Source organism: Pseudoalteromonas prydzensis, from assembly GCF_001661495.1.
Taxonomy (GTDB): Bacteria; Pseudomonadota; Gammaproteobacteria; order Enterobacterales; family Alteromonadaceae; genus Pseudoalteromonas; species Pseudoalteromonas prydzensis.
Genome location: NZ_BDDT01000002.1, coordinates 22949 through 47463, shown reverse-complemented (window position 1 = coordinate 47463; position 24515 = coordinate 22949). Strand labels below are relative to the sequence as shown.

Here is a 24515-nt window from a genome sequence, read left to right as displayed (position 1 = left end):
CCTGCGGGTTTTTTATATATCTAGCTTTTTATCAACGGTACAAATTAACCTAAGATTTAATCTGCACCAGATCAAAGTCAGCCATACTTGGCACGATCATTTGTAATCGCGATTCGGTGACATCCAGTGAGTTTAAGCATTCGCAGTATTCTGACGCTTTAAGCTCTAATTGTTGGGCTTTCTTCTGTAGTGACTTATCGATTTCTTTAGAAATAATATCCATGCGCAGCCCCATGTCATTGATGCGATCTTCGATATTACCTTCACGGGATTTAAACGCATCGCCAAGGGACACTAAAATAGCACCTAGAGAGCCGTGCACGGCAGAGTGAATTTTTTTGCTGATCTCTTCTGTAAAAAAATCATCAATCTTTGAAAGCGATTGTGGCGCGATAAAAAAGAAGTCATCACCACGTTTAAACTTGTCCATTAACGCACGTTCAACATATTGCAGTTGTGTTTTCAGCACTTCAGGCTCTTTGTCTGACATGCCTTCAACAACTTGCTCTATGGCACTCAAACCAAGATTCACGCCATCAGTTGCCAGCTCCACCAGCTCCGGCACAGTATCGCGAATACCCGCACTAAACTGCATTAACACTTGGCTTTCTTCAGGGCTCAAATCGATCCAATAACCGCGAATAAACAATTGATTATCGTTGTTGATTTGCACACGTGTTTGGCCTTTATCAACAATACGAATGACATCATCGGTGATGATCAAACCATGTCCTAGTTCAACTTCGCACACGGCTTTAGCGCAGACATGAAAGCTTGATAGTGCTATGGACATCGCCAATATTGAACGAGATAAAAACGCCATAAACACCTCAAAAAGACTAAAAATGGAAGGCGGCTAGGTTAACAAAAAACCAGTTTTATGCAAGAAAAATGGTAAGCGCGGTTTTACATCGCGCCTGGATGCCTCAAGTACGCGGGATAAACCCGCGCCTACATTTAAATAGGTGAGCCCGGAGGGATTGGTAATGCTTTAAAGTTTGTAGGCCAATTACCCGTTGTTAAGAATTGTTTAACTTGATCAGCTAAGTATTGCTTAAAAGCGCTTTCGCCAACATCCGCACTGCTAAGTAGCGATTCTTGTTGATAGGCCTTAGCAAGTTTTGTTAAGTAATAACGCAACTGAGCTTGCACTTCTGGAGCCACTTTATCACTGGCCACTAAGTCAGCAAATTGCTTAGCGGTAAGTAATTGCACTCGTTGCTTGATCTTCCCTGCCATGCCCTTTTTACTTTGGCTCAAAAACACCTGCTGATATACTTTTTCAAGCAGTTCATCCAAGCTAAAAAATGCCTCGCTACGCGCTTGCTGTTGCGCTAAACGGTTTAACCGCTGGCTATTTAGTAATAACCCCAAACTATGCTGTGCAGCGACTTCAGGCAGCGCCATTGCATCAAGGGTAAGCCCAGTGCGGCCAACAACACTTTCTCGGCTTTTCGATTCGCCATACGCTTTCGGCGGAATTAACGCTAAGACTGACTCTGGTAGCACCAAGTTGTCGGCATTTAAAGTCGTTAATAGCGCATTGAGTGCTTGCTGTTGAGTTTGTTTAGCGACCACTTGTGCACCTTTGACAGCGCCTTCCCCACGCACTTCGTAATCATAATCAACACCTGCTATCAGTTTTACTGCTGATTCAACTTGATAACGATGAAATAAATACAGTGGTACTAACATTTCTTCAAGCTGCGATAAAGAAGTACCAAACTTGATATTGTTAATGCCAAAATTAGCCAATGCTTGTTGTCTTACTTTAAGCACCCTTAACAGCTCTTCGCTTGCAGAGCTACCGTTATCCCATAAGTGAGCGGTTGGATGCGCCCCACCAGCAGCGCGTGCGTCACTGTCGGAAATAAACTCCAGTCCTTTGGCTTGGTTATCAGCTAAAATTGCAGCAAGTTCGGCAGCTTCATCAAGATTAGTAAAATCACTGTAACCATACTTGATCACTTGGTTGTCCCATTGCCCCATGCCATGCGCATAACCACGGCTAACATCCAGCTTTCCTTTGTCATTAAAGCCCACTAATGGGTGCGGGTAATCCATCACAGAAGCACGATCTGCTACTGACGCTGAGAAGTTATGCGCAATACCAAGAGTGTGGCCAATTTCATGGGCGCTTAACTGACGAATACGATCAAGCGCCATCGCCTGCAACGTTTTAGCAACTTCATTGCCTTGTAAATAAGGAGCGGCTAGCGCTTCGGCAATTAAAATATCTTGGCGGACACGCAGTGAGCCTAAGGTCACATGGCCTTTTAAAATCTCACCCGTACGCGGGTCAATCACTGAACTTCCGTATGACCAACCACGGGTTGCACGATGCACCCATTGGATCACGTTATAACGAATATCCATAGGATCTGCGTTATCTGGTAATACTTTAACAATAAAAGCATTTTTATAACCAGCTTGAGCAAAGGCATCATCCCACCATTTTGCCCCCTCGAGTAATGCTGTTTTTACCGGCTCTGGTACGCCAGGATCTAAATAATAGGTAATAGGTTCAATCGGTTCACTAATTGGTAAGCTTGGGTCTTTTTTACTAAGGCGATGACGCGGGATATAACGTACCGACATAGACTGATCTAATGGCGCAGCATAATCCTTATGTTCAATACTCCAATAACCTGATTGCGGGTGAAATGCCCGAGGTGTGTAATTGCCATCAGGTAATTCAATTAAAGAGTGATGCATATGCACAGTTAACGCATAAGGATCTGCACTAACTTGACGAATATATTCACCAGGTTGACTACCGTTAAAGGTCAATACCGCTTCCAATTCGGTGTTTTTCATAAAGGCTTTAGAGCGGTCCATATTTACCGCACTGCGACTTTCATCAAGACTAAAGCTACCTTGCTTACGTGCAGCTAACGTTCGGCTCACGCCATGCACATCACTTAATAAATACGGCGTGTAATCAATCAGTACGGCTTGCGGGCTTTGTGCCACCACTTTAAAGCCCGCTAAAATACTTGAAGCAAACGCTTCTTGAATACTTTTTTGCTCTGCTTTATTGGTCGTATTTGCGCGGTAATAAGTATTAATTGCTCGCAGCATCACTTTGTCACCAAAGCGTTCAAACTGCACTAAATGCGTATTACCCAATTGACCACGGTCAAGACCAATATCATTTGAGCCAACTCCATAAGGTAGGCTTTGCTGCAATAGAAACTGCTGTTCGAGTTTATCTACTTTTAAGTAGATTTTGCCATTTTGAGTATCATAATAAAAAGAAAAATAGCCCGGAAAATGATTCATTTGTTCAGTAAAATCATTAATAGACTTAATTGCTGCGTGCGCTTGGGTTATCATAGTCAGCAACACAGTAAAGAGTATGTAACGTATCGATGGTATTTTTTGCATAATCTTATCTTTGTTATTCGCGTTTTAAATACTTTCAAGGTGTCTCCAGTATAGGATATTGCACCTAAAATACAGTTATTTAAGACGAAATTCAGCGCTTGCTTTAATGATCCCTCTCACCCTTATGATCATTTCAGCTCAGAACGTTATCAGGAAAATAGAATGCGTAGACTACCTCCAGTATTACTTGAAGACGGTTGCCCAAGAGAACTAATCTCATTGATCCGAACAGTTTTAGCAGCTTGTAAGGAAATTTCTTTTCGCGTAGGCCAAGGTGCCCTATCGGGTGTACTCGGTTCCACACTTGATGAAAACATCCAAGGCGAGACACAAAAGAAACTCGACGTGCTAACTAACCAACTGTTAAAAGATATATTACTGGAATCAGGCTACGTAAAAGCCATCGCCTCAGAAGAAGAAGATTACACTGTTGCCGGTAACCCAGACGCTAAATATATCGTGGCTTTTGACCCATTAGATGGCTCGTCAAACACAGACATCAATTCATTGGTCGGCACGATTTTCTCTATCATGGAAGCGCCTGAAGGCTCTGATCCAGCAGATCAAAGTATCTTTATGCAGCCGGGTAAAAACCAAGTTGCGGCGGGGTATGTTTTATATGGCCCATCAACTGTACTTGCGCTAACCACAGGTAAAGGCACACGCTTCTTTACACTAGATAAAACGCACGGCACCTTTTTACTAACCCAAGATTTTGCCCAAGTGCCTGTTGATACCAACGAATATGCCATCAATGCGTCAAATCAACGCCACTGGCAACCGGCGATGCAAAACTACATTAATGACTTAATCGCTGGTGACACAGGCCCACGAGCGCGTAACTTCAACATGCGCTGGATTGCCGCCATGGTCGGCGATGTGCATCGTGTATTATGTCGCGGTGGTATTTTTACCTACCCTACCGACACTAAAGATCCAAACAAACCAAATAAACTGCGCCTACTTTACGAAGCTAACCCAATGGCGATGCTAATCGAACAAGCCGGCGGTATTGCATCAACTGGTACTGATCGCATTATGGACATTCAACCTGATGCCATTCATCAACGGGTAGCAGTGATTTTAGGTTCGAAAAACGAAGTAGAGACTTGTTTGGGATATCATAAGTAACTAGCTGTAAGCTGTGAAAATATAACCTTGTGGGTTTTGCCTGCAAGGTTTTTTTATATCTGAAGCTCGAGACTGACGGCCAATTTAAAACAAAAAACCCAGCCTAGGCTGGGTTTTTGATATTCATAGAAAACTAAAATTACTTGATTTTAGCTTCTTTGAAAAGAACATGTTTACGGATTTTTGGATCAAACTTTTTGATTTCCATTTTTTCCGGCATGTTACGCTTGTTCTTGTCGGTAGTGTAGAAAAAACCAGTACCAGCTGTAGAAACTAAACGGATCTTATCACGCATGACTCAGGTCCTTAAACTTTTTCGCCGCGAGCACGGATTTCAGTAAGAACCGTGTCGATGCCTTTTTTATCGATAATACGCATACCTTTAGTAGTAGTGCGTAATGTTACAAAACGTTTTTCACTTTCAACCCAAAAACGGTGTGTTTGTAGGTTAGGTAGGAAACGACGTCTAGTCGCGTTTCTCGCGTGTGAACGGTGATTACCAACCGCAGGACGCTTACCTGTAACTTGACATACTTTAGACATGTCTATATATCTCCAATAACTTCGCTCGAGCTTAATTTTCCCCTAGGCTATGTATTTTGTGCCCCAGGGATAAATCGAAGGGCGCTCTTTATACAGCTTATACAGGCAAAGATCAAGTGATTGATCTAATCCAATCAGCTCATGTGTAAATTTGATAGCGGCTAATTATAAAGATCGAATGCCCTTAGGGAAAGCAAAAACTGCATTTAAATTAAACTAATTTGCAAATAAGTGCTAAACCGCTCATTTTTAACACGCTTAGTGATTTGAATGCACTTAAATCAAGCCTCGTTCTGCGAACGAAACGCAATTATCGCCGCCAACAATGATGTGATCTAAAATATTTATATCAACTAATTGTAAAGCTTGCTGTAATTTAGTGGTAATTAATTTGTCAGCTTGACTAGGTTCAGCAATTCCGGAGGGATGATTATGTGCCAAAATTAGCGCCGCCGCATTATTTTTCAATGCAGCCTTGAGTACTTCACGCGGATAAACTGATGCGGCGTTAATTGTGCCGTAAAAAAGCGTTTCCTCTTTTATTAAGCGATTCTGACTATCTAAGTACAACACCATAAACACTTCTTGCTGTAACCCACGCAGTTCAAGGGTTAAATAGTCATACACTGATTGGGGGGAATTAAATACGGCATCCCGCTGACATTGTTCCATCATATAGCGACGACTCAACTCCAGCACAGCTTGTAATTGTACAAACTTGGCTGTCCCTAAGCCTTTTTGTGCGCAAAAATCATCAAGGGATGCATTAAATAAATTATGTAAGGTTCGATTTTGTGTCATCAAATGCTGCGCAAGCTCAACAACATTCATACCTGGCAAACCGGTGCGCAAAAATATGGCTAATAACTCAGCATCACTTAACGACTTAGCCCCTTTGGCTAATAACTTTTCGCGTGGCCGCTGGCTAGTTGGTAAAGAGGTCAATTGCATTATTTCGTCCCTGAAAAGTAATCTTATCTTCTAACTGTAATGCAAAAATAAAATTTCGCCTGTTAACTTCCAATAAAATTCCCTATTAAAACTTCGTCCGCAGCACAAAGATTTGCTATCGTTAGCGCATATCGACAAAGAGTTTCAGCAGAGTATGACAAAGTTAATGACCAATTTACCTACAGAACTAGCAAATAAAAAAATTGTACTGGGGATCAGTGGTGGTATTGCCGCTTATAAATGTGCCGAACTAGTTAGGCGTTTAAAAGACCACGGTTGTGATGTCAAAGTAGTGATGACTGAATCAGCCAAACATTTCATTACTCCACTTACCATGCAAGCGGTCAGTGGTGAAATGGTATCAGACTCTTTGCTCGACCCCTCTGCTGAAGCCGCTATGGGCCATATTGAATTTGCAAAATGGGCTGATTTAATTTTAGTAGCACCAGCCACCAGCAACATAATTGCTAAAATGGCCGCAGGCATTGCCGATGACTTACTCACTACCTTGTTATTAGCCACACCAGCTAAAGTAGCCGTTGCGCCAGCGATGAATCAGCAAATGTATGCTCACCCAGCTACACAAGCTAATTTAGCAACTTTAGCGCAGCGCGATATTGTGATTTGGGGCCCAGGAAAAGGCGAGCAAGCCTGTGGCGATGTAGGCGCAGGACGTATGTTAGAACCCCATGAACTGGTTGCTTTATGCACACAACCTGCACAGCCACAGCTGCTGGCGGGTAAAACCATTACAATAACCGCAGGGCCAACTCGCGAAGCGCTCGATCCAGTACGTTTTATCTCGAATCACAGCTCAGGAAAAATGGGCTACGCGTTAGCGCAAGCAGCCTTATCATTAGGCGCTAAAGTTAATTTAATTTCAGGCCCTGTGACAATCGCCGCACCGGCTGGGGCTAACCTTATAAAAATAGAAAGTGCTGAGCAATTACTTGAACAAGCCCTTATTTTTGCCCCTCAATCAGATGCCTTTATTGGCTGTGCCGCCGTTGCTGACTACCGCGCTGCTGCCGTTGCTGAGCAAAAAATGAAAAAACAAGGCGATGAGCTAACTCTTACATTAGTAAAAAATCCAGATGTGATTGCAGCCGTTGCCAACCTAACTGAAGGACGTCCATATACCGTAGGCTTTGCCGCTGAAACACAAGACGTTGCCAGTTACGCCAAAGGTAAACTGGCAAATAAAAACTTAGATATGATCTGCGCTAATGATGTTTCACAAAATGGCCTTGGCTTTAATTCAGATCATAATGCTTTAACATTATTCTGGCACAATAAGCAAAAAGAATTAGCTATTGATACCAAAAGCGCACTAGCGCTGAGTGTAATGACTGAGCTTGCGAAACGGTTGTAAAAAGGCTGGCAAGAAGCTGAATAAAACATTAACATAGCCTTAATCGCTTGTTTAAAAAGTGAGTGGTATTCAACCACAAAAGCTAAGTAAATTATTATAAAAGAAAGGAATGTTCATGCCTGCGACAAAAAGAAGTAATCGCAAAGAGCAAATACTACAAGCACTCGCACAGATGTTAGAAACCAGCCCAGGTCAACGTATTACAACAGCAAAATTAGCTGCTGAAGTGGGCGTATCTGAAGCAGCGCTATATCGTCATTTTCCTAGTAAAGCACGGATGTTTGAAGGCTTAATAGAATTTATTGAAGACACATTACTTTCGCGTATTAACTTGATTCTTGAAAATGAAAAAGAGACGCAGAGCCGTATCTATAACATTTTATTATTACTATTAGCCTTCGCCGAAAAAAACCCGGGCATCACCCGCATTTTAACAGGTGACGCCCTACAAGGTGAACAAGAACGTTTACGTGAGCGTGTACAAGGTTTGTTTGAAAAGCTTGAAACTCAGCTAAAACAAGTACTACGTGAGCGAAAGCTGCGCGAAGGTAAAACCTTTCAAAGTGATGAACTAACCATAGCCAACTTTTTACTTGCCTATATCGAAGGCAAAATGAATCAATTCGTACGCAGTGACTTTAAAGCCAAGCCGAGCGCACAGTTTGAAAAGCAGTGGCTTGAGCTGCAGAAGATCTGGCTTTAACACCTAAGTCTAAAATCATCAGCCTTGCGAATTTCTTCGCAAGGTTTAGTTCACCCTCGATTTTCGACCGCTTATCGTTTCTACTCGAATTGTTTAACAAACCCGTTATGATGGGGGTGATTAAATAACAAGAGAATAAATAATGAAAGCCCAACTTTCCTTACTGAGCCTTGCCCTCGTTGCAAGCCTTAGTAGCGCAGCAAGCCATGCAAAAGATGCGCTACAATTTAAAAATGTATTCGACTTTAAAACCGCTAAAGCAACACAATTATCTGAAAATGGCGAAATACTCAGTTTTAGTGCCACACCATATCGCGGCGATGCAACAGGCCAAGTTTATACTTTAAACAGTAATAAACTGCTTGCCGAAATTGAGCGCGGCACTAAACCTACCATCAATAAAGCAGCCAACTGGGTAGCCTTTACTCAGGTCCCTACTTTGCTTGAAAAAGAAACCAGTAAAAACAAAGACACCCTTAAAAATAATTTGGTTTTAGTTAATACAGCCACCGCCGAGCAACAGCTTTTTGAACACGTTAAAGACTATCAACTTACTGATGATGGTAACTGGTTAGCGTATCGCCTAGATAAAAAAGCCGATAAAGACGATGCAAGTACAGATAGCGATGACGCTAAGAACACAGATAAATCCAGCGAAATCAAACCAGATAAAAAAGACAAAGTATTTGACTTAGTCGTAGTAAATTTAAAAGATAAAACCACCCATACAATAAACAGTGTGTTTAGTTATGCTTTTAATAGCACAGCTAACGAGCTGCTTGTTAGCCAAAGCTACCCTGATGGCAGCGATAACCAAGTTGCGTTAATTACATTAAATAATACCTTTGCAACAAGTGTATTAATTGATGAGCCTGGGGTTGTGGCAAATAAAATAGCTTGGCATCCAACTAAAAACATTGCCGCATTTACACTTGGTAATTATGTGAATGACGATAAGCGTCGTCGTGACTACCAATTAAAGCTATGGCAAAACGAACAACTTACAGACATTAGCTCGCCTGAAAAAAGCTGGACTATCGGCAAAACGGCGGCACTAGAATGGTCTGAAGATGGCGAACGTTTATACTTTGAGAATCACCCTAAATTAGCGGCAAAAGTTAAAGAAAAAAAATACACGGATCAAGCCTCATTGTTTGATTACGATACAATACGCGAGCAAAAAGGCCTTAATGTTTGGCATAACAACGATGCCGAAATTAAACCCCGCGAACAACAACAATGGAACGAAACCAACAAGAATCGCCATTATCAAGCCGTTTATCACCTTAATGGTAAGCAAATTGCGCAGCTAAGCAACACTAGCATGCCAGACTTGGCGCTTAACACCAACAACCGCACCGCACTTCTTGGCTCATCGAACCTACCTTATCTTGAGCGCATTATGTACGGTGGTTTTTTTGCTGACTATTATTCGGTAAATGTACAAAGTGGCGAGCGGAAAACGATTGTCAATGACTACCCGTTTAGACCTAGCCTGTCGCCAAATGGCCAATACGCTACTTACTTTAAAGATAGCCAAGTACAGCTTAAAGACTTAAGCAACAATAAAGTCAGTACTTTAACTAAAGCTATTCAAGCCACATTTGCTGATGACAAACACGACTACCCATCTGCACAACCTGGGTATGGTGTTGCAGGTTGGCTAAACGACAGTAGCCAAGTGCTAGTTTATAGCAAATACGATATCTGGGCGTTTGACGTTAACACCCTCAAAGCCACCCGCTTAACCAATGGTAAAGCAAGTAATACCCAGTATCGGGTGATCAAACTTGATAAAGACCAAGTTGGCTTCAAGCAAGATGAAACTTTATTACTAAGCGCTACAAACTTACAGCAAAAACAAACAGAGATAGCTAAACTTAATCTTGCCGATAACTCTGTTAGTAAAGTATTAAGCGGCAAAAAACGCTTTGATGTAGTGAAAAAAGCGAAACACGCCGATAAATATTTATTTACCGAGCAAACATATCAGCAATTCCCTGATTTTTATCAAAGCGATTTTAGCTTTAACAAAGCAAAACGCGTTACTGATTTAAACCCACAAGTGAAAGATTTTGCATGGGGTCAAAAACCTGAACTCATTAGCTATAAAGGCTTTGATGGTGAAGACTTACAAGGGGTGTTAATTAAACCTGCGGGCTATAAAAAAGGCGATAAAGTGCCAGTAGTCGTGTACTTTTACCGTTATATGAGCCAACGCATGTATGACTTCCCGGCAATGGAATTAAACCACCGCCCTAACTTCCCTATGTTTACCTCAAACGGCTATGCGATTTTCTTACCAGATATTCGTTTTGAAATCGGTCACCCTGGTAAATCATCAACCCAAACCATGATCAATGCCACGCAAAAGCTGATTGATTTAGGTATTGCGGATCCTGATAAAATTGGCCTGCAAGGTCACTCTTGGGCGGGCTATCAAAGTGCCTTTATGATCACTCAAACCGATATGTTTAAAGCCGTCGTATCGGGTGCACCAGTGTCTAATATGACCAGTGCCTACAGCGGTATTCGTTTAAAATCAGGCTTAGCGCGTCAATTCCAGTATGAAACTGGACAAAGCCGTATCGGTAAAACCTTATTTGAAGCACCAGAGCTATATATTGAAAACTCACCGGTATTCTTTGCAGATAAAGTAAATACACCGATTTTAATCATGTTTGGTGATAAAGATGATGCTGTGCCATGGCACGAAGGCGTGCAATATTATTTAGCGCTGCGCCGTGCAGGTAAAGACGCTACATTCTTGCAGTACGAAGGTGAACCACATCACTTAAAGAAATTCCCGAACCAAGTGGATTTTTCAATTCGGATGATGCAGTACTTTGATCACTACTTAAAAGGCAAACCAGCCGCTAAGTGGATGACTGAAGGCGAAGCTTTCGTTGAAGAATAAGCTATAAACAAAAACGCCCAGCACATGCTGGGCGTTTTATTACTATATGCAAGCTTACCTTGCTCGTTGGCGATTACCACCCACTCTTGGCTTAGTATTGGCCTTTTTAAACTGGCTAAAACCGGTATGACGACTCAGTGCTGGACGCCCGCCCTTGCCTGCTTTAAGTGATTTTTCGTCACGCGTTTCCTCTGGCACTAAGCAGTTTGGCCCTTTACCAATCAACTTGGCTTTCCCCATATTGCGCAGTGCTTCACGGATCATCGGCCAACCTGCTGGATCGTGATAACGCAATATCGCTTTATGTAGACGACGTTGGCGTTCGCCTTTTGGTACCGGTACTTGCTCAGTATTATTTTTAATATTACGCAGCGAGTTCATCCCTGTGTGATAAATCGTGGTGGCATTGGCCATCGGTGATGGATAAAAATTTTGTACTTGATCAAGTTTAAAATCGTTCGACTTTAACCACAACGCCATATTTACCATGTCTTCGTCTTTAGTACCTGGATGCGCCGAGATAAAGTACGGGATCAAATATTGCTTTTTACCTGCTTCTTTTGAGTACTTATCAAATAACTCTTTAAATTGGTCGTACGCGCCCATGCCTGGTTTCATCATTTTCGATAATGGCCCGTCTTCGGTATGCTCAGGCGCAATCTTTAAATAACCACCAACATGGTGGGTTACTAATTCTTTAACGTAACGAGGATCTTGTACCGCTAAATCATAACGTACACCTGAAGCAATGAGGATTTTTTTCACCCCTTTTACTTCGCGGGCTTTTTTATACAGCTCGATTGTTGGCGTATGGTCGGTGTCCATGTGTTTACAAATATCAGGGTAAACACAGGATAAGCGACGACACGTACTTTCTGCTTTTTTGCTCTTACAACGCAGTTTGTACATGTTTGCAGTAGGGCCACCAAGATCAGAAATAACCCCTGTAAAGCCAGGTACTTTATCGCGAATTTGCTCTATTTCTTCAATGATAGACTCTTGCGAACGACTTTGAATAATTCGCCCTTCATGCTCAGTGATAGAGCAGAAAGTGCACCTTAATATTTTTACTTAGAAAAGTAGTGGAAGCCTATGTATAACTGCCTTATAGAAAGTTCTAAAAATATTAGTAAATAACAATGTTGAGGTATGAAAAATTAAATTGTTGGCGTAAATTTCTAAAAAAGATATCTATGAATCACACTTGAATAAATAGTATCTGCTGTGATTCAATGAAACCTTTGGGGAAGCGCTTTCTTAACCTTAGTGAAAAGCATGATTTAAATTTATGGGAAACTATAAAAATTTTATTTTATAAGGACAAATAAAAACACCAAATTCAACAGTAAAAATACTATTAAATTTGTTTTATAATAGTGAATCTAAGTCATGCTTTAAAATGAGTATTACATATAAAAACTATAGCTTACTTGTGGTTTTTCATTTCCATCAACATATTTCATTATTTCTCCAACTTTTTTTGCACATTCTATAGTAATAGGTAGTCGACCATCGAGCTGAGTATTGTTCCAGTTCATTTTTGTGAGCCCTAAAATCTCTTCACATAAATCCTCAAGAGAAGAGTCATTTTCATAAGCTATTATTCGCAATGGGCTAGGAATATACATACCTGGATATGTTTTATAAAAATCGACAAACCCCCGAGTATATAAAAGCCCCTCACTCTCACTTACGGTCAGCAATGTTCCTCGTTTAGGTGGATAGTTATTTTCGCTAAACAATCTCAAATCGGAAGTTGTTATAGATACATAATCTCTTGATCTAATGACTTTCTCTTCAAGCGCTTTATTAAAACCTTCAACTTCACACGGCCTAAACTGACTCGATTTATGTATAACCACTCGCGCTGGCATTTGCATTAATGCCTTATCGTACTCTGATAATGCGTTATTTAACAACTCATATGCTTGCTCTTCTGACATATAGGGTCGCCTATCATTTTTATCTAGCGCTACAGGAGTACCTCTCAGAATGACACCATGACCAAACTCATCAAATACTTGTGCTAGGCTCGTTGAAATTGTTTCTCCATCACGACTTTTATAAAAACCAATCCCCACATAACAAGACCGTGGCTTATATTTTTCTTCAACAAGTCTCCATGGAACTGTCCTATTACCTTTGTAATAGAGGGCTGTGCAGAAATTCCAAGCCTTAGTTGCTTCATCTTGCTGACCTTTAGCAACCTTCACGTCGTCAATTGTATTTTCAATAATCAACTGCAACGGAACTCCTAAATGCATAGACTTTGCTTTTAATAACCGTCTAAAGTTATGTTCTGAGTAATTATCTAGTTGATCGTTATCTTCAGAGTCTTTTGAATTTAATTTGGTAACATATTCAAACAGATCTTTGGGGATAACGCAGACAATAACATCGACGGCTCTATTCTCGGTTAAAAATCTTATTTGATCGTAATACAAATCAACAGCACAATGAACGCGCTCTTCTCTAGCTTTAATTTTACTAACTTTATTGAGGGAGGACTTTTGAATAGGCCGCGTATAAGTCGGCGAAGAAAGTAACTTAGAATGAAAACCGTGAGACTCTGTAACTCCACCAAACCCTTTAAAAAGATTGGCTAATTTGGATTCTTTGGCAGCTATTCCTGAGCGACATTTATCTAACCAAATATCAAGTTTATCAATACCTTCTCCACGTCCTACTATACCTAAAATAAGCTGGTTCTTTCGGAACTCATCCTTGTTGTCATAAACACCTAAGCGTTCAATTCCTGAACGAGGGCATATATGTGTCCCTTTTCCAAACTCTAGTAGTGGTTCTGATAAGACTTTAACTTTCATCCTCATTCTCCATAACGTCATCAGTATTTAAATCAGGATATTCACATTCCAATTGTGCTAAATTTGATATGGAAAAAGGTGAGCCAATTTTTGTAAGTTCCTCATTAAGAAAATATGCAATAAATCGAGTCAAGTTTCTAACAGTTCCTGATGTCTCTAGCCGTTTCTGTTGCGAAAGGTGTTTCTCATGGTAATAAGATTTTTTATAGAGATTGAAAGTAAATAGCCAACTTGGAACAATCAAGCAATACCACTTTATACCAATGTTATAAAAGGAAATTTCAAAGCTAAGATGTTTAAAATAAAGAACTTTATCTATGTCTTTAGTATTCATTTTTTTCTCAAACACTGTTCTTGTTGCCTTCTTTTTCCCAACCCAATCTTGTTTTCTAAAATCATCTTTTTCGTCAAATGGTAGAAAATAAAAGCAGCGCTCAGAATTATTATAATTAATCGCAAAGCTGCTCATTTCATCTTTTAAACTGCTTTTTAATAACTCTTTAAAAATATTATTGTATTCAACAAATTCAGATTGATTAAGATCAATTGTATTTAGCTTTTCAATAGAGCCTGTATCTACTAAATTTAGTAACCTTTCATCATACTCAGGGTTTACAAAAGTAAACAGCTTCCCTTCATGGAAAGCCCAACCATCAAATACAGGGCCATTTAACACCATAGCTAACTTAATAAGTGTTTTTTTATTGTGTTTTCGTTTGTTAAACCCTAATTCGGCCTTCGCTCTCTCAAGAGTATCTTTGAAATCAATCGCGACTTCTGAAACATACACCTCATCTGGAAAGCTTATTTCTGCTAAATTTGTTGTTAGTAGTTTTTGTTCGGGCTGCTCTAAAGTAGTGAATTGTAAATACCCATCAATATCACCTAGTATAAGCTTAAACTCATGCAACATACGTTTTTGTGCCGTCAGCCTCATAGAGGTTATTTCGGCTAATAGATCTGATAAATCAATAATGTTAGATTTAACAGAGAAGTTGAACTTATCCGTTGTGATTTTATCAATGGCGCTTTGAGAATAAGATTTTTGCTTTTCAGTTAATATAAGAAGGTATAATTCATCAAAATTACTATCAAAACCTTGATCTAAAAATACTCGCAACGACTTTTTAACTTTTTCTATATTTGTCGTTGAAGTTACTTGGAATGCAACTCGATCATATTCATCGCCTAAATCAATGCCTGGGAAATTTTTCTGCTTCGCATTGAGGTTAATTAATTTAGGAAGTTGATAAACCTCTTTAAGGATGGGTATAATGGCATCTTCCAATGTTAAATTTACATCTATCTTCCCTTGCTTAGTTGCTAAATTAACCTGAATTATTATTCTGCTTACTACATCTCTTAGTTCATTTTCAATAGATATGGCTTCCAAAGCTAAAGCTCCTATTTTTGATTTTTATCTAGATCCCGCTCTTCCTCAGAAAAAGCCTTATAAAGTTAATAAGAGCGTTTATAAATCATACAACAACAAGAAAACTACCGTTACTTCTGATGCTTATTACATAAATCTATATATCCTCACTTATTTAGGTCTACCTACTTAAAATTTTTATCAGAGGAACTTGGCATAACCAATGGTTCGAATTTTTATACTGACTATTGAGCAATCAATGGCCAGTCCAAAACTTTTAATAACCACGGCGAATTTTAGATTTTAAAGTACTATGGAAGTCGCTTGCAGATTTAACTCCTACAGACCCTACAGACTCAAACATATTTCGGTTATAAACTGATTCTCGCTGCTCATTTTTGTATGTTTCAATAAACAAATCCAAGTGTTGCATACTATCCATTTTCGGCCACATTTCTAAATATTCCGGTAGTGAGCTAAAGCTAGAACGATAAGAAGCAATCCGTTTAGCTGATATTGTTGCCTCACCGATTTCAAAAGGGACCCACCAAGATGTAGCAGTCTCTTTCGATACTACAGCAATTAAGTGAGTACACTTTGCTATATTCTTTGTAATAACTGTTGTTATATCCACTGTCGATTGAGATTCGGCATCTAGAACATCTAAGTAAGTAGTAATGTTATCAAGCTTCAATCGACGATCAATTTGCATAGCTAAATCACGATCTAAATGTTTATAACTAATAAATACACTCATTAAAAATGTCCTTTCTTTGCTAATTCGCGGTAATAAGATCCTAGAGCAGTCAAACGACATCCTTTAGAGTTTATGGCTGCAAAGTACATATGCTCAGCATCGACAGGCTCTATTAAACTATGCCTATTACATTGCTGCAGTTGAGAAAAGACTTCTCCCAACTTAGGATCAAAGTCAGGGTGCTCAGGCTCATAAGCTGGTGTCAAAGCGAATACAGACTCAGCTTCAGGAAACCATTCAGGTAATCTTCTCAGTGTTTCTAAAGGTACAAGTGGTGTGTGCTCTTTTAAAGAAATAAACTCAGAAACATTTGTTTTAAAAACAGGTCGTTGTTCCCAAGGACCAAGTGCATTATCAACAAAAGAATATAAGCTACCGGGGGTAACGTGACCAAGAACATTAACAGCCCCCCCGTGCAATGCTTGAAGTAACAGTCTAGTGAAAACGCCATGTCCGGCACACTCTTGTGCATACTCATCTTTTCTACATGCCGTTAAGATAGTAATACCATCACTAATTATGCTTGAGCCACCTTTCAATTGCTTACTTTCTCCAGCTCCGCCAGCTTCACAGCAGTCAAGAATAATAATTTTATTTTTTATCTCAGTTGCATTACTAGCCCAAGTAAGAATGTCACTTACACGAATACCGTCGCTTGTATTTCTATAATCTTGGGGCAGAATCATTCCTTCATGAAGATTTGTATCGAAGCAACCATGACCAGCAAAATAGAGTAATGCAACATCGCTAGAACCTGAAAATAGCTCTTGAATTGACGTTTCTAAGGTATGCCTACTAAGACTATCTTCTGCAGTAGTAAAAGTTTTACTGTGAAAATTAGGAGTACCTGATGCATGTCTTGTTAAAACAGAAGCCATCTCTATTGCATCATTATTGCAGCCACTTAATGGGTTAATGAAGGTATAATCGTTTACACCTATAAAAAGAGCTTTTCTCATTTTTTTATCTCCCTTAAGCCAAACGACGAATTGCTGAAATAACGCTTTCAGTAGACCAGTTACATATTTCATCTGCTGCACCTCTAACTACTGAAGACATATTCGTTGCCCCATATGGTTTTACAGCTAAAATTGGTTTTCCTAAACGTTTAGCTATAGCGATTTCTTTATTTATCCATTTACTATAAGTTGAGTACACGCCCGTCATTATTATTACTACTGAACTGGCTTTAACTTTATTCTCAATAGCCGCCTCAAGCTGCTTATCGGTCCTTGCTCCAATAATAGGATTTGATTCAGGAACAGAATAATTCCTAAAGTTAAAAAGCGCTCTATTTCTAAGTAAGGTAGTTAAGCTGCTGTATTGATGTCCATAATTCCATGAATGGGAAATAAATAAGTGGTAAGTTTTCATTTGGAACCTCGTTCTGATTAATAATGTTTTTTTAACCAGACCTTAGGGCTTTGGTTAATAGAATAAGGTTAACTCATAAATCTGATTAAATAAAGTTTTTTAACCAGATTTATTTAATTAATTTATAGACAAACTCTTTACCGCCAGATTCAGCTATTTCTTCAACTCTTTTGGCATAGCCCAATTTGAAAATATTTTTGAGGCGAGTGCTTGCGTTTTGCGTTGTAATATCAAAATGAGTAGAAACTTGATTAGTTGTTACTTTTTGCTTAATTATTAAAAAATCTGTCAGTTCTTTAACAGATTTAGCCATATCAGGCCCTATGAAAGATACCTTTTTATTATTCCAAACAGTCATAGGTTGGTTTTTGGCAATAGCACCATAAGTCCAATTATCAATTAAATCCTCATCCTGAAGATCTGTGAGGTAGATAAACTTTTCTCCTCTGTAATGCTTTGCTAAAGCCATAACACTTTCTCTCGGAAAAGAAGCGTCGGTAGCTTCAATACCTTTTAGTGAAACCCCAAATGTATCCAGCTCTTGTCTGGACTCAATCATTTTATGTAGTTTAGAATATACATCTTTACCCTTAACATTCCCATTGGGGAGAGCATCGGCTGTTATATCTAATAATTTTATCAACATAATTCGTTCTGATTAATTATATTTATTTAACGAGATTCTAGCATACTAACGCAGAAAAAAGTCAAAACATATATGGGTTCCAGATATTTTTTTGAGATCTGAGCTATAACTGGATTCATCAAGCTTACCATCGACATATTTTAACGTAAGTTCAAATGTTTCTTGTCTTACACAAATTGTTGCATCAAACTTTGCAGCTTGTTTCGCACTAAGTTTAAGTCCTAGACCTCGGCCTAAATAATTAGCATCATTGGCACCACTTACACCGCCAGACTGCAGAACCTCATTTAATAAATGGATGTCTGAATTTTCCTTGTTTGGAGGATACTTATTATGTAATTGAGGGTATCGTTTGGCTAAAACAGGCCTCAACGTACCAATGATACCTTTTCCGCTATCAGAAAAAACAGTCTGAACTTTCGTCCTATTTTTACTTTTACCATAGACTTGAAGTGCTGCCACTCCTGGGGTTGGAGTTTGTGAGTGCTCAATAATATTGTTAATAAATTCAGCTATAAAACCAAATGCCGCATTGGAATGTTGCTCACCCGCTAATTCGATAAACGAGTTTTTTAGCTTTACAGGTAAGTTCGTTTGCTGTGTTTCAGCTGGTATTAAAACGAACTCCATTACTTTATTATTACCACCATAATAGGAAGAACTATCTTTTATCTGAGGAAGTACAGTTACAGACTCATGAAAAGTTTCAAATAATCCAATTCTACACAAATATGAAAATGACTTTTTGCACCCAGTAAAATCAAGAGTAACGTGCTTACCTATTGATGCTAACTGATTAACTAAAGATAATAGTCTAGAAATAGCACCTAATAATATTGAGCAGTTATAAAACTCAAACCTTACAGTTTCTATAGAGTCACACCAAACATCACTTCCTTCTTTGAGAAGTGCTTCAAAGTCACAAGTAGTTAGCCAACCACTCTTTTCAAATCGAAGTACGGCACCTATATTAGCTAAAAACCATTCATTTTTTCGTTCAATAAAAGTACCGCTTTTGTCATGGTATAAAAAAGAATTTACGCTCTTTTTTTCAAGGCTTAGTTTTCTAGCTATTTCTTTACCTTTTAACCCTGGATTATTAGTGAGCAACTCAACTATTTTCGCTTTCATACAACCTCACTACTAGCGACTAAAAAATTAATAAGCTTTTCCCGAACGGAGCTTTCTTATTCATATAAATACTTCTGAAAACCAATAAATGTGTCGCGTATCGCAGCTGGTGAGCCAAACTCAATCGCTGCATCATTAATGGTGTTGTATTTAAGCTCTACTAAGCTGCGCATTTTTTTAGGTGCCAGTTCTTGAACGCCGTCTTCAATGTATTTACTTAATATAAAGTTGATAAACTCTTGTTGTTTATAGTCAGTAAATGCAGAGTTTATTTTAGGTTTTGCTTGTTGAGCTCGCTCGGTACGAGTTTGTGCCTCTGAGGCATACGCTACGTAGGATAAAACATCATATACATCGCTGTCTTGAGCGTCGATTACTGCCTTCATGCTATCGAGTTTTTCACTGTCGTAACCCGCTTCAGTTAAATCTTCTAATAACTTTTCGCGAGTGGTTGGGTCACTCCATATTTCGCGTAGTTGATCTTCATTTTCAAAAAAGCGCGGTAAGTCGTCAAACATACGTTCAACAAACTCTTTAGCGGTAATCGGCTTGCCTTCAGCACTCCAGTACATTGCTGAGGAAATATGCTTAATTTGTCGTGTACGGCCGTCTGAGAGCTTTATTTCGAGCTTTTCGCATACACATGGTCTTTCACCGCATTTTTCACAGCCTTCAGGCTCTGGCTTTTCACAAACACATGGCTTTTGTTCACACACTTTACACGGTTTCTTCTCACCGGCTCCATCGCCGCCAGTGTCTTCACATTGGCACGGCGTTGTGCCGCACTCAGGGCATACTTCGCTGGGTATTGGCTCACCATCCCAAGCAGGATCAGCAAAGTTATGGTGCGCTTTTACAAAGTCGTAAATGGTAAAATAGTCTTTGCCATCGTATGTGCGGGTTCCTCGGCCTATAATCTGTTTAAACTCAATCATATTGTTACAAAGGCGCATGAGCACAATGTTACGTACGTTACGCGCATCAACGCCGGTAGAGAGTTTGCGTGATGTGGTTAAAATTGTCGGAATGGTTTTTTCGTTATCACAAAAGGTTTTTAAGTCGTTTTCACCCGCTACGCCATCGTTAGCGGTAACACGAACACAATAGTTAGTGTTGGTAGTCCAGCCTTTTTTAACTGCATACTGATTAATAAAATCGCGCACCATACCGGCATGAACTTGTGTTGCACAAAACACGATGGTTTTTTCTTTAGGATTAAAGCGATCCATCCAATAGTGTACACGGCGCTCTTCGCGCTGAGGTATGGTAATAATGCGGTTAAAGTCACCTTCTTTATACAGTTTACCAGGCTCAGGATCGCCTTTTACAACAACACCATCCCCCTCTATATACTTGTACTCATCCATAGTGCCAACGATTGGTAACACTTTAAATGGCGTTAAAAAACCATCGTTAATGCCTTCTTTTAGAGTATAGCTGTAAACGGGTTCGCCAAAGTAACCATAGGTATCAGCGTTATCGGTACGCTTTGGTGTGGCAGTTAAGCCTAGCTGTACGGCAGGGGAAAAGTAATTAAGAATATCACGCCATGCGCTTTCATCATTTGCGCCGCCACGGTGACATTCATCAATAATAATTAAATCAAAAAAATCAGTTGGGTATTGCTCGTAATACGGGTTTTCTGACTTTTTGACTGGCGCGTTATCATCTTCTTCAGTTGTGGCTTCTTTTAATTCGGTTTTAGGCCCACACATAAGCGTATGAAAAATAGTAAAAAACACACTCGCATTTTTAGGAACGCCGCCTCGTTTGCGAATATCTTCAGGAGTGATGCGCACAATGGCATCTTCACCAAACGGCCCGAAATCATTAAATGCCTGATTAGCTAGAATATTACGGTCGGCCAAAAATAAAATACGTGGGCGCTTTTTAGCAAGGCTTATATCTTTCTGCGCGGTCAAACTCCAACGGGTTTGAAATAACTTCCACGCTGTTTGAAAGCCAATACAGGTTTTACCTGTACCTGTAGCAAGCGTTAACAGAATTCGTGGTTCGCCCTGAGCAATGGCTTCAAGGGCATTGTGAATGGCGTTTTCTTGATAATAACGCGGTGCCCAATCACCTTTGGCTTCAAAGGGAATGGTAGAAAACATATCACGCCAAGCTGTCGTATAATCCGCTTCTGGTGTATCGCCTTTTTGCTCAAAGGTTAAATCCCATAGCGCTTGCGGAGACAGGTATTCATCTACCAGCTTCTCTTCGCAAGTGAGCATATCAATCTGGTAAATCTCATGGCCGTTGGTGGCATAAGCAATACGGCATTGTAGGCGTTGTGCGTAGTCTTTAGCCTGGCGTACACCTTCGCTGTAGGTTAGGCTTTCTTTTTTGGCTTCAACTGCGGCAAGCTTGCGGCCTTTGTATACCAACACATAATCACACGGGACTTTATTAGCCCGTTTACCACCGGCCATAATTTGGCCAGGGCAGATAAGTTCGCGGCGAATAAAGCTGTTATCGACTTCACCCCAACCCGCAGCGACTAATTTAGGGTCTATTAAATCAGCTCTCGTGTCGGCTTCATTACGCGTCCTTGCTTGAGACATTAGGCCACAACTCCTTCTTTTTCTTTGGTCAACTCGCCTGAAAAGGCTTTTTGTAGAATGGATTTTTTAAGTTCCTCTAGTGCGGTTAACTTTTTCTGGTAAATCAAAGCGACTTTTTCGGTTTCCGCTGAAAGAATATCTATAAACCCAAGAATCTCAATTTGCTTTTCTATAGGTGGAAACAGAATTTCAAAATTACTTAAATCTTTATTACTTAAGTTTGGCATAACCGCTCCGCCGGCAATTTTTTCTAAACGAGCCACACAACTAGCAGAGCGTAAATACCTAACCAAATAACCACTATCGCACCGACTGGATGATTTGATAAAAAAACTACCCGTCCCACAAAGAAAACCAGACTCTTGACTAGTAACTGAAGCACAGCGACCCATTTCGCCTCGTCGCCCTATAACCACATCCCCCTTTTCCATAATGTAACTTGATAGGCGCTCAGCAGTCTCTTTAGAGACGGTTTTTCTATTATCAACCTCAATACCCAAGGCTGTTATATGAGCAGGGTTCACCAAGGGTATGCCATTTTCAATATAATCACTTTTATGAAGCAGTGAACCAAAAGGGCCTGTATATATCCCACCAGTGATCTCACCCAACGTTGATTCAACCCAACCCTCACCACGCTTGTTAAACACTTGATGCAAATAGCTTTCAAACAGCTCGCGGGCGTTTTTGAGATTTTGTTTGGTCTTGGCGCGGGCTTGTTCTATATCGGCAAAGGCTTGTTCGAGAATAGCGACAATACGTTTTTGTTCAGGGATACTTGGTAAGTCTACAACTAAGCTTTGTAGTTTCTTAATTGTTAAAGTATCAACAGTTGCCCCGTTACCTTCATCCAGCTGACTTTTCATTAAAGGTGATTTCAACCACAAGTTAATATATTTACTATCAACCTCCGACGCTTTCTTAAGCCATAGTACGCTTGCATCTTTAAAGTAAAATCTATCACCTTCTGAAACAATGTAAGAGTTGCCAATAGTCCCAATAGCAGTAATTACTATGTCACCAGCAGCAGGCACACCATATTTATCAGCGTATTCAGCATAAAGTTCTTCCGTAATGAACAATTCATTATCAACAGAGCCTAACTGCGAAAGCTTTGTTATTTCGCGACCTCTATAAAAAGGAACTCCTGTTTTCTGCCATTGAGCCTTAAGAACCCTTTTGCTAGAGCCTATCTGAAAAAGATCGCTAAGCTTTACCCTCTGTCCCATTACAACAACTCCTGAATTTTACCCAGAATTGCTTCACTTTCTTTATCCAGCGTGATGATTTCTTCAATAATGGCTCGGGGTTCACGTAGGGGCGCTTCTTCCGCTTGATTCGGATTTTTTACCGATAAATCCCATGTTGCATCATCTAGAACTGCTGTAGCCAATGACCAAGACTTTGCACTGGCTTCAAAGCCTTTTTGTAACTCTACAAATTCTTTTAAGTCTTTATCGTTGAGTGGGTTAGTTTTGCCCAAGCTGCGGCCAGGGTCTAGCTGGTAGAACCATGTTTTCTGTGTTGGCTCGCCTTTAGTGAAAAACAATACGACGGTTTTTACCCCAGCACCTAAAAAGGTTTTGGCAGGGCAATCGAGTACAGTATGTAGATTGCAGTTTTCTAATAGCTCTTTACGCAAGGCAATGGCGGCATTATCAGTATTCGATAAGAAAGTGTTTTTAATAACGATAGCGGCGCGGCCACCAGGCTTAAGCATTTTGATAAAGTGCTGCAAAAACAAGAAGGCGGTTTCACCGGTTTTAATCGGAAAGTTTTGCTGAACTTCTTTACGCTCTTTGCCGCCAAACGGCGGGTTAGCTAATACTATGTCGTGCTGGTTGCTTGGGGTAATGTCTTGTAGGTTTTCACCCAGTGTATTGGTGTGAATAACGTTAGGTGCTTCAATGCCATGTAGAATCATGTTCATAATAGCGATAACGTACGCTAAAGACTTTTTCTCTTTGGCGTAGAAGGTGTTTTCTTGCAGTTTTTTTAAGTCGCTAGTTGAAAGCTGCTTGTTACTGGCACCACCTTGGCGAAGGTAGTCGTAGGCTTCACATAAAAACCCCGCCGAGCCTGCGGCACCGTCGTATATGGTTTCGCCAATTTGTGGCTGTAATACGTCTATCATCGCACGGATCAATGGGCGTGGTGTGTAGTATTCGCCCCCGTTGCGGCCAGCATTGCCCATATTTTTAATTTTTACTTCGTACAAGTGAGAAAGCTCGTGCTTTTCTTCTTGCGAACGAAAACGTAATTCGTCTACTTTTTCGAGCGCGTCACGAAGTGAGTAGCCACTTTGAATTTTATTTTTGATTTCGCTAAATATCTCACCAATTTTGTATTCAATAGTGTCTGGGCTTTTGGCACGAAGTTTAAAACCTTTAAGGTAAGGAAATAACTCGCCATCAACAAAATCCATTAAGTCGCTACCGGTTAAGGCCTTGTCGTGATCAAACTCACCTTTAGCGGTTTTCGGTGCAGCCCACGAACTCCAACGGTACTCTTCATCAATGATATATTGGTAGTCTTCAGCCATTAGCTCGGCTTCTTGAGATTTAGTAAACTCTAAATCATCAAGGTATTTTAAAAATAGCATCCACGACGATTGCTCGGTGTAGTCTAGTTCGCTAGAACAGCCAGCATCTTTATGGAAAATGTCGTCGATGTTTTTAAAAGTTTGTTCAAACATATAAGTTAAGTCCTTGTTAGCCAGAGAGTTAAAGATGATTTATTTTATTAAAAACAACTCTGTAGCTAATAGTTATTCCTAAGGTAATGGTGATTAATATACCCTAAATATTTAAATTATTGATAAAAAATTAATACCCGAAAGTTT

Annotated in this window: 19 protein-coding genes and 1 pseudogene; 4 read left to right on the top strand and 16 right to left on the bottom strand. The window is 39.9% G+C overall.

Annotated elements, in window-relative coordinates; genetic code table 11:
- Nucleotides 1–49 precede the first annotated feature (49 nt).
- Both A7968_RS04615 and A7968_RS04610 read right to left on the bottom strand, forming a co-directional pair.
- Nucleotides 50–823: a YggN family protein gene (locus tag A7968_RS04615; protein WP_064665423.1), complete on the bottom strand. Its 774-nt coding sequence runs from the start codon at nt 821–823 to the stop codon at nt 50–52.
- A gap of 134 nt (nt 824–957) precedes the next feature.
- Entirely contained in the window at nt 958–3387 is a 2430-nt protein-coding gene (locus A7968_RS04610) for a zinc-dependent metalloprotease (protein WP_064665422.1), read from the bottom strand.
- A 162-nt stretch (nt 3388–3549) separates the two neighbouring features.
- On the opposite strand from A7968_RS04610, the gene A7968_RS04605 reads away from it, so the two are divergent.
- Nucleotides 3550–4518 (top strand): class 1 fructose-bisphosphatase, encoded by a 969-nt coding sequence (locus A7968_RS04605; RefSeq protein WP_064665421.1) that lies wholly within the window; start codon nt 3550–3552, stop codon nt 4516–4518.
- A 139-nt stretch (nt 4519–4657) separates the two neighbouring features.
- On the opposite strand, the gene rpmG is transcribed toward A7968_RS04605, so the two are convergent.
- The 3 genes from rpmG to radC form a co-directional block, all read right to left on the bottom strand.
- The gene (rpmG, locus tag A7968_RS04600) at nt 4658–4813 is read right to left on the bottom strand and encodes a 50S ribosomal protein L33 (protein ID WP_004335545.1); all 156 of its coding nucleotides are present in this window, start codon (nt 4811–4813) and stop codon (nt 4658–4660) included.
- Between the two features lie 11 nt (nt 4814–4824).
- Entirely contained in the window at nt 4825–5061 is a 237-nt protein-coding gene (rpmB, locus tag A7968_RS04595; RefSeq protein WP_016708423.1) for a 50S ribosomal protein L28, read from the bottom strand.
- Between the two features lie 276 nt (nt 5062–5337).
- A complete protein-coding gene (radC, locus tag A7968_RS04590; protein ID WP_064665420.1) occupies nt 5338–6012 on the bottom strand; it encodes a RadC family protein in 675 nt (224 codons plus the stop codon).
- A 154-nt stretch (nt 6013–6166) separates the two neighbouring features.
- Here radC and coaBC point away from each other — a divergent pair, with 154 nt between their 5' ends.
- The 3 genes from coaBC to A7968_RS04575 all read left to right on the top strand — a co-directional run bounded on the left by coaBC (nt 6167) and on the right by A7968_RS04575 (nt 11004).
- A complete protein-coding gene (coaBC, locus tag A7968_RS04585) occupies nt 6167–7384 on the top strand; it encodes a bifunctional phosphopantothenoylcysteine decarboxylase/phosphopantothenate--cysteine ligase CoaBC (protein ID WP_193330409.1) in 1218 nt (405 codons plus the stop codon).
- Between the two features lie 115 nt (nt 7385–7499).
- On the top strand, nt 7500–8087 hold the full coding sequence (gene slmA / locus A7968_RS04580) for a nucleoid occlusion factor SlmA (protein ID WP_064665419.1): 588 nt from the start codon (nt 7500–7502) through the stop codon (nt 8085–8087).
- 142 nt (nt 8088–8229) lie between these two features.
- Nucleotides 8230–11004: a S9 family peptidase gene (locus tag A7968_RS04575; RefSeq protein ID WP_064665418.1), complete on the top strand. Its 2775-nt coding sequence runs from the start codon at nt 8230–8232 to the stop codon at nt 11002–11004.
- A 54-nt stretch (nt 11005–11058) separates the two neighbouring features.
- On the opposite strand, the pseudogene A7968_RS04570 reads toward A7968_RS04575, so the two are convergent.
- The 11 genes and pseudogenes from A7968_RS04570 to A7968_RS04520 form a co-directional block, all read right to left on the bottom strand.
- A pseudogene (locus tag A7968_RS04570) lies at nt 11059–12060 on the bottom strand (DUF3362 domain-containing protein); the annotation flags it as partial.
- A 350-nt stretch (nt 12061–12410) separates the two neighbouring features.
- Nucleotides 12411–13829, bottom strand: coding sequence for an argonaute/piwi family protein (locus tag A7968_RS04565; protein ID WP_064665417.1), 1419 nt, complete (start codon nt 13827–13829; stop codon nt 12411–12413).
- Nucleotides 13819–15222 (bottom strand): SMEK domain-containing protein, encoded by a 1404-nt coding sequence (locus A7968_RS04560; protein ID WP_064665416.1) that lies wholly within the window; start codon nt 15220–15222, stop codon nt 13819–13821. Before A7968_RS04560 ends, A7968_RS04565 begins: the two co-directional genes overlap by 11 nt.
- Before the next feature lie 256 nt (nt 15223–15478).
- Nucleotides 15479–15958, bottom strand: coding sequence for a toll/interleukin-1 receptor domain-containing protein (locus tag A7968_RS04555; RefSeq protein ID WP_064665415.1), 480 nt, complete (start codon nt 15956–15958; stop codon nt 15479–15481).
- Nucleotides 15958–16989: a caspase family protein gene (locus A7968_RS04550; RefSeq protein ID WP_208855830.1), complete on the bottom strand. Its 1032-nt coding sequence runs from the start codon at nt 16987–16989 to the stop codon at nt 15958–15960. The genes A7968_RS04555 and A7968_RS04550 overlap by 1 nt, the downstream gene beginning before the upstream one ends.
- A complete protein-coding gene (locus A7968_RS04545) occupies nt 16931–17332 on the bottom strand; it encodes a TIR domain-containing protein (RefSeq protein WP_064665414.1) in 402 nt (133 codons plus the stop codon). Before A7968_RS04545 ends, A7968_RS04550 begins: the two co-directional genes overlap by 59 nt.
- A 109-nt stretch (nt 17333–17441) precedes the next feature.
- Nucleotides 17442–17978: a hypothetical protein gene (locus A7968_RS04540; RefSeq protein WP_064665413.1), complete on the bottom strand. Its 537-nt coding sequence runs from the start codon at nt 17976–17978 to the stop codon at nt 17442–17444.
- A gap of 45 nt (nt 17979–18023) precedes the next feature.
- Nucleotides 18024–19109, bottom strand: coding sequence for a hypothetical protein (locus A7968_RS04535; protein WP_064665412.1), 1086 nt, complete (start codon nt 19107–19109; stop codon nt 18024–18026).
- Between the two features lie 56 nt (nt 19110–19165).
- Nucleotides 19166–21673 carry an EcoAI/FtnUII family type I restriction enzme subunit R gene (hsdR, locus tag A7968_RS04530; RefSeq protein ID WP_064665411.1) on the bottom strand — a complete coding sequence of 836 codons (2508 nt, stop codon included), beginning with the start codon at nt 21671–21673 and terminating at the stop codon, nt 19166–19168.
- Nucleotides 21673–22902, bottom strand: a complete 1230-nt coding sequence (locus A7968_RS04525; RefSeq protein ID WP_064665410.1) for a restriction endonuclease subunit S — start codon at nt 22900–22902, stop codon at nt 21673–21675. The genes hsdR and A7968_RS04525 overlap by 1 nt, the downstream gene beginning before the upstream one ends.
- Nucleotides 22902–24368 carry a class I SAM-dependent DNA methyltransferase gene (locus A7968_RS04520; RefSeq protein WP_064665409.1) on the bottom strand — a complete coding sequence of 489 codons (1467 nt, stop codon included), beginning with the start codon at nt 24366–24368 and terminating at the stop codon, nt 22902–22904. Before A7968_RS04520 ends, A7968_RS04525 begins: the two co-directional genes overlap by 1 nt.
- Between the last annotated feature and the right edge of the window lie 147 nt (nt 24369–24515).